9 protein-coding genes are annotated in these 12,159 nt (G+C 64.8%); 3 read left to right on the top strand and 6 right to left on the bottom strand.

All coding sequences use genetic code 11. The features are described 5' to 3' along the window. Positions 1-51: 51 nt before the first annotated feature. The 3 genes from FDY95_RS20725 to FDY95_RS20735 all read left to right on the top strand — a co-directional run bounded on the left by FDY95_RS20725 (position 52) and on the right by FDY95_RS20735 (position 4,059). Positions 52-1,554, top strand: coding sequence for a sodium:solute symporter (locus FDY95_RS20725; protein ID WP_138080555.1), 1,503 nt, complete (start codon positions 52-54; stop codon positions 1,552-1,554). Positions 1,555-1,598: 44 nt separating this feature from the next. Continuing rightward, the gene (locus FDY95_RS20730; protein ID WP_138080558.1) at positions 1,599-2,081 is read left to right on the top strand and encodes an energy transducer TonB; all 483 of its coding nucleotides are present in this window, start codon (positions 1,599-1,601) and stop codon (positions 2,079-2,081) included. Between the two features lie 127 nt (positions 2,082-2,208). Beyond that, a complete protein-coding gene (locus FDY95_RS20735) occupies positions 2,209-4,059 on the top strand; it encodes an ABC transporter ATP-binding protein (protein WP_246074094.1) in 1,851 nt (616 codons plus the stop codon). 374 nt (positions 4,060-4,433) lie between these two features. On the opposite strand, the gene FDY95_RS20740 is transcribed toward FDY95_RS20735, so the two are convergent. The 6 genes from FDY95_RS20740 to FDY95_RS20765 all read right to left on the bottom strand — a co-directional run bounded on the left by FDY95_RS20740 (position 4,434) and on the right by FDY95_RS20765 (position 12,107). Further along, entirely contained in the window at positions 4,434-5,393 is a 960-nt protein-coding gene (locus FDY95_RS20740) for a YitT family protein (protein WP_138080562.1), read from the bottom strand. Between the two features lie 148 nt (positions 5,394-5,541). Beyond that, the gene (locus FDY95_RS20745) at positions 5,542-7,305 is read right to left on the bottom strand and encodes a hypothetical protein (RefSeq protein ID WP_138080564.1); all 1,764 of its coding nucleotides are present in this window, start codon (positions 7,303-7,305) and stop codon (positions 5,542-5,544) included. Between the two features lie 172 nt (positions 7,306-7,477). After that, on the bottom strand, positions 7,478-8,134 hold the full coding sequence (locus FDY95_RS20750; protein WP_138080566.1) for a glycoside hydrolase family 25 protein: 657 nt from the start codon (positions 8,132-8,134) through the stop codon (positions 7,478-7,480). A gap of 47 nt (positions 8,135-8,181) precedes the next feature. Further along, positions 8,182-10,755: a hypothetical protein gene (locus FDY95_RS20755; RefSeq protein ID WP_138080568.1), complete on the bottom strand. Its 2,574-nt coding sequence runs from the start codon at positions 10,753-10,755 to the stop codon at positions 8,182-8,184. Positions 10,756-10,961: 206 nt separating this feature from the next. Next, on the bottom strand, positions 10,962-11,540 hold the full coding sequence (locus FDY95_RS20760) for a hypothetical protein (RefSeq protein WP_138080570.1): 579 nt from the start codon (positions 11,538-11,540) through the stop codon (positions 10,962-10,964). Between the two features lie 30 nt (positions 11,541-11,570). Beyond that, positions 11,571-12,107, bottom strand: a complete 537-nt coding sequence (locus tag FDY95_RS20765) for a hypothetical protein (RefSeq protein ID WP_138080572.1) — start codon at positions 12,105-12,107, stop codon at positions 11,571-11,573. Between the last annotated feature and the right edge of the window lie 52 nt (positions 12,108-12,159).

The following is a 12,159-nucleotide window of genomic DNA, read 5'->3' on the forward strand; positions in this document are numbered from 1 at the left end:
GCCCGTCGCGGGGGTGGCATTGCGTATCTTTGCCGCCTACTTTTCCCGCCTATGTCGCCTACCCTGGTCCTGAGCCTGATTGCCGGCTACTTCGTCATTCTCATCATCATTGCCTTCCTGACCTCGCGCAAAGCCACCAGCGCCTCGTTTTTCGTGGCCAACCGCAACGCGCCCTGGTACATGGTGGCCTTCGCCATGATTGGCACCTCGCTCTCGGGCGTGAGCTTCATTTCCGTGCCCGGCATGGTGAAGGCGCAGGCCTGGAGCTACATGGCGGTGGTCATGGGCTATCTGGTGGGCTACCTGGTCATCGGCACGGTGCTGCTGCCGCTGTACTACAAGCTTAACCTGGTCAGCATCTACACCTACCTGGAAAAGCGCTTCGGCTTCTGGAGCTACAAGACCGGGGCGGCGCTGTTTCTGATTTCCCGGGCCATCGGGGCGGCCTTGCGCCTCTACGTGGTGGCGGGCGTGCTGCAGTTTGCCGTGTTCGATCAGCTGGGCGTGCCCTTCGCCGTGACGGTGGCCGTGAGCATTCTGCTCATCTACCTCTACACCTTCCGCGGCGGCCTGAGCACCATCCTCTGGACCGACACCTTCCAGACCCTGGCCATGCTCACCTGCGTGGCCGTGAGCGTGTACCTGATTTCCGATGAGCTGAACCTGAGCTTTGGGCAGGTGGTCAGCACCATCAAGAACTCGGAAATGTCGCGGGTGTTTTTCTGGGAATGGACGGACTCGCGCAAGTTCTGGACGCAGTTCGTGTCGGGCATTTTTATCACCATCGTGATGACGGGGCTGGACCAGGACCTGATGCAGAAAAACCTGAGCTGCCGCTCCCTGAAGGACGCGCAGAAGAACATGTTCTGGTTTGCCCTCATCCTGGTGCCGGTGAACATGCTCTTCCTCTCGCTGGGCGTGCTGCTCTACCAATACGCCGCCGCCAAGGGCATTCAGCTGCCGGTGGGCCCCACCGGCAAGGTCATCGGCGACGACGTGTTTCCGATGCTGGCCACCGGGCACTTCACTCTATTTGCGGGCATCATCTTCATCCTGGGCATCATTGCCGTCACCTACTCCTCCGCCGACTCGGCCCTGACGGCCCTGACCACCTCCTTCTGCGTCGACTTCCTGGGCATCAGCAAGTACCCGGAGGAGCGGCAGACCACGCTGCGCCACCGCACCCACCTGATGTTTACGGTGGTGCTGGTGGTCATCATCCTGGCATTCCGCGCGCTGAACAACCAGTCGCTCATCACGGCCGTGTTCAAGGCCGCGGGCTACACCTACGGGCCGATGCTGGGCCTGTTCGCCTTCGGCATCTTCACCAAGCGCCAGCTGCTGGACAAGTACGTGCCCTACATGTGCGCCTGGCCGCCGGTGTTCTGCTACGTGCTCAACGCCTACTCCAAGCAGTGGCTGGGCGGCTACGAGTTCGGCTTCGAAATTCTGCTGGTGAACGGGCTGCTCACGTTCTGCTCGCTGCTGGCCATTTCGCGCCCGGCAGAAGTAGCAACGACGCTGAACCCCGCTGCCCCCGAATTGGTTAGCTAAGACGTACTTTTGCCCGCTGGTTTTACCCCGTTCCGCTCCTGCCCGTGAAATATCACCTGCTCTTCATCCTGCTGCTGGCAACTTGCGGCTCGGCCGCCGTGGCCCAACGCCGCCCGCCGAACGTGCGCGGCCCGGTGGTGATGCGTGCCGACCAGATGCGCCCGCAGCTGAAGCCCGGCGAAAACCGCCCCGACGTGGCCCCGGCCTACCCCGGCGGACAGCCCGCGCTGAGCCAGTTCATCCAGGAAAACGCCAAGACGCCGCCGGCCATGCAGGAGCAGCAGAAATCGGGCGTGGTCTTCACCAGCTTCACCGTGGGCGAAGACGGCCGCCTGAGCAACGTCAAAGTCGACAAAGGCTTCTCGCCGGAGTGCGACGCCGAAGCCCTGCGCGTGCTCGGCCTGATGCCCGCCTGGAAACCCGCTACCCGTAAGGGCAAGCCCGTGCCGGTGGACGTGACGCTGGCCGTGCCCTTCGGCGGCTCGGCCAACCTGATTATCGAGAAGGGTAAAGTAAAATACGAGTAACAACGTCAGGTGAAATGGTGAGCTGGTGAACTGGTGAGTTTGATGTTCTGGTGGCGCGCATCGCGTATACCGCGCAAGCAGGACGGCACTCTCCACCTCACCACCTCACCATTTCACCGTTCAGAAGATGGCAGCCAGAAGCGGAATGAATACCAGCGGCCAGGTGGGGGCCGATGTACCCAAAGTCAAGCTCACCAAAGAGAATTTCCAGCGCGGGCTGCGGATTTTTCGCTTCGTGCTGCCCTATAAGGCGCCGTTCATTGCGGGCCTGCTGCTGCTGCTGTTCAGCAGTGTATCCACGATGGTGATGCCCAAACTGCTGGGCTACCTCGTCAACGTGGCCAACCACCAAGTGCACACGCTGCCGGCCTACCTGCCCAAGACGATTACCGGCATTGCGCTGGTCCTGTTCGGGGTAGTGCTGCTGCAGGGCATTTTCTCCTTCTTCCGCATCTTCTTCTTCTCGCGCGTCAGCGAGTTTACCGTGCGCGACATTCGCCGCACGCTCTACCAGAAGCTCGTCACGCTGCCGATTCCCTTTTTCGAGCAGCGCCGGGTGGGCGAAATCACCTCCCGCCTGACCTCCGACGTGGCCAACATTCAGGACACGTTCACGCTCACGCTGGCCGAGTTCATGCGCCAGATCCTGACGCTGCTGGCCGGCGTGGCCTTTATCATGTGGGAGTCGTGGCGGCTGTCGTTGTTTATGCTGGCCACGTTTCCGCCGCTGGTGCTGCTGGCCTTTCTCTTCGGGCGCAGCATCCGCAAGCTCTCCAAGCAAACCCAGGATGAGCTGGCCAAGACCAACGTCATCGTGGAGGAAACCATGCAGGGCATCAACTCGGTGAAGGCCTTTACCAGCGAGCAGCATGAGGTGAGCCGCTACGGCGCCGGGCTGAACCGCACGGTGCAATCGGCTCTGAAAGCCAGCGTATTCCGCGGCGGCTTCGTGTCGTTTATCATCGTGGCCATCTTCGGCGGCATCTTCCTGGTGCTCTGGCGCGGCGCCAGCTACGTGGAGCTGCCCGCTTCCGATCCGCGCCACCTGCCCATGGGCGACCTGGTATCGTTCATTCTCTATACCATGTTCATCGGCGCCTCGGTGGCCGGCCTGGGCGAGATGTACGGCAAGATTCAGAGCAGCCTCGGCGCCTCGGAGCGCATCCTGGAAATCCTGGACGAAACCTCCGAGCCGGTGCACCAGCCGCTTGCGGCCGACACGCAGCCGCTGCGGGTGCACGGCGACATCGAGTACCAGAACGTGCAGTTCCGCTACCCCACGCGGCCGGATCTGACGGTGCTCAAGGACATCAGCTTCCACATCGAAGCCGGCGAGAAGGTGGCCTTGGTGGGACCCTCAGGCGCGGGCAAGAGCACCATCGTGCAGCTGCTGATGCTGCTCTACCCGCTCAGCGGCGGCCACATCCGCGTGGATGGCCGCGACATCAACGACCTGGACCTGACGGAGCTGCGCCAGCACATCGGCATCGTGCCGCAGGAAACGCTGCTGTTCGGCGGCACCATCCGCGAAAACATCCTCTACGGCCGCCCCGGCGCCCCCGAGGCCGACATCATCGACGCGGCCCGGCGGGCCAATGCCTGGCAGTTCATCCAGTCCTTCCCCGAAGGGCTCGATACGGTGGTGGGCGAGCGGGGCATCAAGCTCTCGGGCGGGCAGCGCCAGCGCATTGCCATTGCCCGCGCCATCCTGAAAAACCCCGCCATCCTGCTGCTCGACGAAGCCACCTCGGCCCTCGACTCGGAAAGCGAAAAGCTCGTGCAGCAGGCGATGGACGAGCTGATGCAGAACCGCACCAGCATCATCATCGCCCACCGCCTGAGCACCATCCGCAAAGTCGATAAGATTCTGGTCATCGACGGTGGCCGCATCGTGGAGCAGGGCAGCCACGAGGAGCTGAGCCACGACGACAACGGGCTGTACGCCAACCTGCTTAAGCTGCAGTTTGAGCTGACGTAAGCCACCGTAATACCGAGGCGGCGTGGGTTATGCTGGGCATACTTCGCGCCGCTTTGGTATTTAGAACTGCTGCTACAACTGTTGCTTTTCGCGGCCGACATAGCCCCCGGATCGGGCAATTCGACCTACCTCTGCTGGCTGCTATGCTGCTGGTAACAAGCACGGTGTGGTTCTGTTGCGCGGCTACATATTATCAGGCCTCCTCCTCTTGCTCGGCCGCAGCGCGTAGCGACGCGCGGCCGGCTGCCCTGGCAGCATGGGACAGCGGGCCGCGCCGCCCCCGCAGTGCGGGCCCTGCCACGCAGTACTCATCCCATCACCTGCTGAGACAGATCTGCCCGGGAAATGCACCACCTCGCCGCGCAACTATAGTCCTAGTGCAGCGGCCGCTTCTTGATCAGGCCGCCGCGGGTGTCCTTGATGCTGTGCATCAGGATGAACGCCTGGTGGTCGATGGCTTCGACTTCGGTGCGCAGGCGCGTGAGTTCCAGGCGGGTGACGGCGGTGAAAACGATGTCGAGGCCTTCCTGCTGGTGGCCGTGGCCGCCGTAGCCGGTGCGGCCCGCGTAGATGGTCACGCCGTGGCCGAGCTTCTCGGTAATCATCAGCCGGATGGCCTCGCTGCGCTTGGAAATGATGGTGACGCCGGTGTACTCTTCGAGGCCGTCAATCATGAAATCCACCGTCTTGGAGGCCGAGAGGTAGGCCAGGATAGAGTACAGCGCGGTTTCGACCGACAGAATCCAGGCCGCCACCAGGAAGATGACGATGTTGATGAGCAGAATCACGTCGCCCACGCTCAAAGGGCTTTTGCGGCTGGCGAAGACGGAGAGGATTTCGGTGCCGTCGAGCACGCCGCCGCCGCGGATGGTGAGGCCGATGCCCGCCCCGAGGAAAAACCCGCCGAACACCGAAATCAGCAGCTTGTCGGTGGTGAGCACCGGGAAGGTGACGAAGTAGAGCACCAGGGCCAGCCCCAGAATGGCCAGCGTGGCCCGGATGGCCACCACCCGGTCGAGGTGGAAATAGGCCAGCAGCAGAAACGGCGCGTTGATGACAATGATGAGCACCGACAGCGGCCAGCCCGTCACGTGGGCCGTCAGCAAGGACATGCCCGTCACGCCGCCGTCGATGAAGTCGTTGGGCAGCAGAAAGCCCTTCAGCCCCAGCGCCGCCGAGAAAATACCGGCCACCATCAGGCCCGCGTTGACGAGCTGCCGCCGCAGCAGCCGCCGGGCCTGCTGCCACAACTCATGGTTGGAGGGGCCGGGCGTGGGGCCGCCGGCCTGTTGCTGGCGAAGGACGTTGCGGATGATGAGTTGTTGGATGAGCATGCGGCGGCTAGGCTTGGTGTAAGTTCTGGGTACGGCCAAAGATGGGTTTTTGCCCGGAATGAGCGGGCCCCAACCGGGCGGGCATAAAAAAGGGCGGCCCAACGGGCCGCCCTTTTCCGGGTTAGTATGCGAGCGGAGCGCGGCGGCCTTAGATGCCGGCGCGGATGATGATCCAGTTCGTGCCGTCGGATATGACCGTGACGACCTTGGACGAGCCCGTGGTGTTCATGTCGAAGGTGTTGCCGCTGCTGATGGTGTTCGTGCCGTCGAAGATGGAGCTGTTGCTGGAGAGCTTGGCCGCGATGCTGCCGCCGTTGCGCAGGTAGTAGATGCGCCCCTTGCAGGAGCTGGCCGCCGGCAGAAAGTAGTGCTGGTTGCTGGTGCTGCTGGGCGCCAGGCCATAGTAGCCGGCACCCAGGTCCGTCTGGCTGGGTATGCCCTGGTCCAGGCCGTTGGCGCTGCCGAGGGGGCCGCCGCCGCCGCCGTAGCCCGTTTGCACGCCCACGGCAAAGGTGCCGTTTACCTGCAGGCTGCTGCTGGGCGCCGACGTGCCGATACCCACCCGAATGGCGTCGTTATTGCCAGGTAATGCCCCGATTACCAGGGAATTGCTCTGGGTGACCGAGGCGCTGTTGCCGATGATGTAGGCATCGTACAAGCCCGGACTGGCCTGCACGCTGCCGCCGATGAGGATGTTGTTGTTGCTGTTGTTGCTCAGGCCGGTACCGGAAAAGCCCCCGAGAATGATGTTGCCGTTGCCCAGGGCCCGGCTTGCGGTCTGACTGCCGGCGGAGTTGCCGACGAACACGTTGTTGCCGCCACTGGTCATGTTCACCCCGGCCTCGGTGCCCAGCAGGGTATTGCCCGCATCCGTCGCCTGTTGGCCGGCGCGGTAGCCGACGAACGTATTCGAGCCGGCGTTGCTGCTTTCCCCGGCTTTGGCCCCCACGAAAACGTTCTGCGTGGCAGTGGTCACCGCCGCGCCGGCATTGAAGCCCAGCAGCACCGAATACGAGGAGGGCGTGTTGTTGCCCAAGCTTACCCGTCCGTTGCTGAACACCCGGAAGGCCTCCGCCCCGTTGCGCTTAAAGATCAGGTCCTCGTTGTTGTTCGAGCCCAGGAATTGGTTGCCGTCGATGGTATTGCCGCTCAGGCTCCAGCCGCTGCTGGTAGGCAGGGTGGCCCAGGTGTTGTCGCCGCGCAGGTAGGTGGTGGCGCTGGCCGTACCCGTAGCCGCTAGCTTCGGAATGGTCACCGCGTCGTCGGCCAGCTTGGCGCTGGTTACGGCGTTATTGATCAGCTTATTGGTCGTCACGGCGTTATCGACCAGCTTGCCGCTGTTCACCGCGTTATCGGCCAGCTCGCTGGTACCAACGACGCCGGCCGCTATAGAAGGGTTCGGGTAGGTGCCCGTCAGGTCGCCGCCGGCCGTGCCGCTGGCCGTGGCGGTGGGCGTGGCCCAGGTGTTGTCGCCGCGCAGGAAAGTGGTGGCGCTGGCCGTACCGGTGGCCGCCAGCTTCGGGATGGTTACCGCGTCGTCGGCCAGCTTGCTGGTGTTGATGGCGCTGGCCGCCACCGTGGGGTTCGGATAGGTACCGGTCAGGTCGCCGCCGGCCGTGCCGGTGGGGGTGGTGGCCGGGTTCAGGTACACCCAGGCGGCGGGGTTGCCGGCGTAGTACCAGAAGCCCGTCTGGGTGCCGCCTGAAGCCGTGCCGTCGGTCTGGTACACCATCAGGCCCTGCGGCGGCGAGGCAATGGCCGTGCGCTGGGCCTGCGTCAGGCGCGGAATCAGCAGGCCCCGGTCGGTAGCTGACACCTCAAGGGCCGCTTTGGTGTTCGGCGAAGTGGTGCCGATGCCGATGTTCTGGGCCAGGGCGGCCGGGGCAGCCCCCAGCAGTAGGGCAGCGGTCAACCAGGCGGGCGCAAGTTGTGGGCGGCGTATCATGTTGGTCATAGGCGTGTAGCGCGTCGAATCTGGCCCCAAATCTAGCCGCTACCCCCCGCCGGAAGGGGAAAGTCCCTTGTACCCTAATCAGGTGACAAGGGACTTTCCTAATCGAAACCGCTCCGGCGGCCCGGCCAGGCTACACCGGCACCGGGCAGTTCCAGAGCCGGCGCAGCCCGTCGAGCGTGCCGTTGAACTGGTCCCGGTCGCAGGGGCCGATGCCGTCCACCGCGTGCGGGGCGGGGCCGTTCACGCCGTCGGTGTACTGCCACATGGTCCAGGTATGCCAGGCGGCCGGGTGCGTGGGGTAGGGCACGTCGGCGTAGCGGGCCACCCACAGCCAGCACTGGGTCAGGATGGCGCTTTTGTCGGCCTGGAGCTGGGTCAGGTAGCTGTCGGTGGCGTACAGGCCGGGGTAGCGGCCGGTTTGCTGGTGCACGTACTGCACGAAGTCCTCGGCCTGCTTCACCGTCATGCACCCGCCGCTGCCGCTGCCGCTGCCGCTGCCGCTGCTGTTGTCCTCGAAGTCGAGTACCAGCAAATCGGTGGGCGTGGGCGCCGTCACGGCCAGAAAGTGCTTGGCCTGGGCGGTGCCGTCGGCATTGGTGCCGAAGTGGTAAGCACCCCACAGCAGCCCGACCGACTGGGCCAGCGGCTTGCGGCTGGAGTAGCGCGAATCCACGCTCTGCGTGTCCTGGGTAGCCTTGTGGAACATCCCCACGATGCCCTGCGCGGCCACGGTGTTGAAGTTGATGTTGTCCTGCCAGTGCGAGACGTCGACGACGGCGTTGAGCATGGGAGTAAGGGGGAATAAAGGTGAAACTGGAATAGGGCGCGGCCCAGCTAGCCCTGCAGCCGCGCGGCCAGCGGGGCGCTGATGTTGTGGACCGAGAACAGGATGCGCACCGGCAGGCTGGTGGCGCTGTCCACCGTGCTGCCGGCGGGGAGCTGGCCGAAGGCAGCCAGCTCGCGGCTCCACAGCAAGCTGGGCTTGAGCAGGTACAGGCGCACGGTGTAGGCTTCGCCGGGGGCCAGCGGGTTTAGAAACTCGGTCAGCTTCAGGCCCCAGTCGTGGCCGGTGGTGGCGCTGGCGCCCAGCTCGCTCGACAGCTTGGCGCCCAGCAGCAGGAAGCCCTTTTCGGCGGCTGCCTCGGCCTCCACCTCCACGATAAAGTCCAGCCCGACCTCTTCTTCCTGGTCCCAGGCCAGCCCCGTGTAGAACGAGCCGTCGATGAAGGCCGAGCCGCCGAGGGTGAAGGCCGTGGTCGACTGGTATTCGCTGCGCTGCACGCCGGTTTCGGAAAACGAGTATTCCAGGTAAGGCAGGTTGTTATTGGGCCCGAACACGTTGCTGCCGAACTCCTCCACCACCTTCGCCAAGTAGTTGCCGCCGGAGTAGAGGGCGCCGTAGTCCTGGCCGTCGATGACGAACTGGTCCTGGTGCGCGTAGTTGTCGTAGAGCGACTTCATGGTCGCGCCGATGGCCTCGGGCTCGTAGCTGAGCAGGTTGCCCGGCTGGTAGCAGTACGAGCGGAAGTCGCCGGCCGCGGCGGCAATGGAGTCGTCGAGGCGGGGCCGCACCACGGCGCCGCGCGTGCCGGTGGGCGTGGTGGCGTCGCGGCGCAGCACCAGGGCGGTATCCACGTAGAGCGTGGCCGGGGGCTTCATGCCGAAGTAGGCGCCGTCGCCCGAGATGAGCAGTTGCTGCGCGTCGGGGTCGGCGGCGGGCAGGGCCTTGCCGGCGACGGTAAAGGAAGTGGCCTGCCGCACGTGGGCGGAATGCCCCAGCACCTGCGAAAACCCGACCGAGGCCTCAAAATCGGTCTGGTTGCCGACGCCCAGCGCCAGCGTGGTTTCCGACGCCTTGATGCCGACGCTGCTGCGCATGTTGTACGTCAGGTCAACGGCCTGGTCGTTACCCACCAGGTACTCGTAGCTGCTCAGCGCCCAGTTGACCATGCCCGAGGGGCTGTCGGCGCCCCACACGTCGGGGCTGGGCACGGGGTACGGAAACGTGTCGGCCAGCAGCGTGAGCTGGGTGCGGTCGGCCCCGGGTTTCAGCGTGCCCGTCCGGTAGCCGCGCACCGCGAAGATGCAGCCCCAGTAGAGGGTGTAGAAGCTGGGCACGTGCTGCTCGTTGCTGAAAAACGTCAGCTGCACGAAGTTCTGGATCAGGCAGTCCGGGTAGGTCTGCGTCTGGTCCGAGTCGGCGGCGGGCACCGGGCAGGGCGAGGGGCCGGTGGTGGCGGCCAGCGGCACGAACACCGAGCAGGGCGTATTGTGCGAGGCGTCCTTGTACGTGACGCTGGTGTAGTGCGACGTCCAGGCGGGGCTGTGCAGGCCGGCCGGGGCGTCGCTGGTGGTGGAGGGGTTGAACGCATCCACCGCCACGTAGCCGCTGGCGTTGTAGTAGGTGGCCAGCAGGTTGCCGTCGGGCGCCGGGCTCAGCGTCACGCCGCTGTTCGGGTTTACGGTGGTGGGCCCCGTGACGAGCATGGCACTCGGGGAGCCGCCTACGCCGGCCTTCGCCCGGTAGTTCATGTCGAATGCCACCCCCAGATCAACCGCCAGCGACAAGACGTCCGCGGTCGAGGGGTTGCGGCAGACGACTACCAGCTGCACGTACTGCACCGGCGACGGGTTGGTGCCCCCCGCCGGGGCCGGAAACGTGCCCTGGGTGTAGCTGCCGGCGCTGATGTTGGTGTAGCCGGTCGCCAGCTGGCTACCGTCCGCGTCGCCGGGGGCTACGTAGTTGACGGTGGTCTGCTTGCTCTGGGTGAAATCCTGGGGCACCCAGCGGCCATTGGGCACGAAGGCCGCCGGATCCAGCACCAGGCAGTACAGGCGGCCCGAGTAGCTCATGCCCGTGGAATTGTGGCGCGTACCCAGAAACACGATGCCTAGCTTACCGGCCAGGTCCGGGCGGTAGTCGGGCAGATTCACCACGCCCAGGTTGCTGGTGCAGGCCAGCGTATAGTCCGCCGACGGCAGGGCCACGTTCGACAGGTCGATGGTCGTCAGCTCGGGCGGGGCGGCCAGGTCGGGCCGGGCGCGCAGGGCGTGGTACGTCTGGCCGCCGCCGGTGCCGCTGGCCCAGAACACGTAGTTGTAGCCGCCCAGCGAGGCTATGGTCAGCGGGCTGCCCACCTTCAGGTTGGCCTGCAGGGCCTTCGGCAGCAGCTTGGCGAGGTCCGTGACTTTCCAGTGGTTGAGGTCGGCAAACGAGTGGGACTCCCGGTAGGCGGCCGTGTCGCTGCTCAGCAGTTGCAGGTCGTGGTTGCTGTCGGGCACGGCGTAGAGCACGTGGCCGCTGTAGCAGGTGGCCACGCCGGCCCCGCCCTGCGGACCGTTCCAGCCGTTCAGGGCATGGGCGTGGTCAAAAGCGTCCTGGGGGAGGTTGGTGTTGGGAATGTTCATGTCGGAAACAGGAAACTGCCGGGGCCCGGCCGCGCGGCAACAAGTCAGAAAGCATATTCGACGGGCTTGGCAGCCGCCGCCCCCGCGTTGCCGGTGGGCGCGGGCTACCTGGGTCGGAAGGGCGCAGGGGCGCCGCGCCCTGGGCCCGCCCCCGCCCGGTAGCGGGAGCGGGCCGGGCTACCGGCGGGCCGCCCGGGCCGTCGGCGCTAGGCCCGCACCGACTTGATGAAGCACTGGCTGATCATCATGGCCACGTAGGCGAAGCCCTTGCGGCCGGCGTTGTCGCGGTCGTCGCCGTAGTCCACCTTCTTCTGCGTGTCGCGCATGGCGTTGTAGAGGCCCTCGCTCACGTCGTTGCCCACGCCGTCGGTGTTGGCAATGACGGGGCTGATCTTGAAGTTCTTGTCGTCGGCGCCGTGAAACTGGGCCGCCGCCTGCGCCAGCACCAGCTTGCCGGTCGCGTCGAAGCCGCAGATCAGGGTAAGATGGTCGTCGCGGTTGCCCCGGTCGTAGTCGATTTTGCACGACACGATCAGGCCCATGTTGTCGCCCACCACCGAGGTTTCCATGTACCACACGCGGTAGTTGAGCGGGTCGTCGTCGCCAGGCACCTGGTTCTGGTACTGGAAGCTGACCACCTTGTCGTAGTTGCTGGATTTGAAGTTGCCGTAGTACTCCCAGGCGTCTTTGCCGTTGTCGCTGGTTTTGAAGTCCGGGATGTTCAGGTCTTTCCCCGATTCCAGCATCAGGGGGAAGTAATTGTAGTCGAGGGCAATGGTACTCATCGGGTTGTTAGGATAAGTGGGGAGAAATGATTAGGCCGACACGCAGCTGCAGGCCCGGTTGACGGCGTGGCACACCACGGCCGTGGTGTAGAGGCGGCCGCCGTCGTCGCTGAGCTTGATCAGCTTGGGGCTGATGTAGTTGAAGAGCGCGCTGTACACGTCGAAGGCAACGGCGGCGGCCGTAACGACCAGGCCGACCGCGGCCGAGAGGCCCGCCGTTTCGGGGGCGGCCACCGCGGCGCCCGCCACGATGACGGCGGCGGCGCTATCCACGGCCAGCACCACCACCGGCGGAATCTTAAACCCGTCGCCGCCCGCTTCCCAGTCGCCGGCCACCTGCTGCAGGGTGCCGTCGGGGTTGAAGGTCAGCACCAAGTTGGCGTGGTCGTCGGTGGCGTTGTTGCGGATGTGGTCGATTTGCATCGACAGCTCGGTCTTGTTGCCGTTCCAGGTGGGCATGTACACGCGGTAATCCGAATCCTGGATGGTGTATTTAATCCTGCTGGAATTGGTGTCGGCATTGGGGAACAGTTTCTGAAACTTTCCCTCATCAAATTTCAAACTCATGAACGGGTACGGATTTAGTTGGGGAGGCCTACTCTATGGGCTTTTCGGCGGC

The organism is Hymenobacter jeollabukensis (assembly GCF_005771675.1).
GTDB classification, from domain to species: domain Bacteria; phylum Bacteroidota; class Bacteroidia; order Cytophagales; family Hymenobacteraceae; genus Solirubrum; species Solirubrum jeollabukense.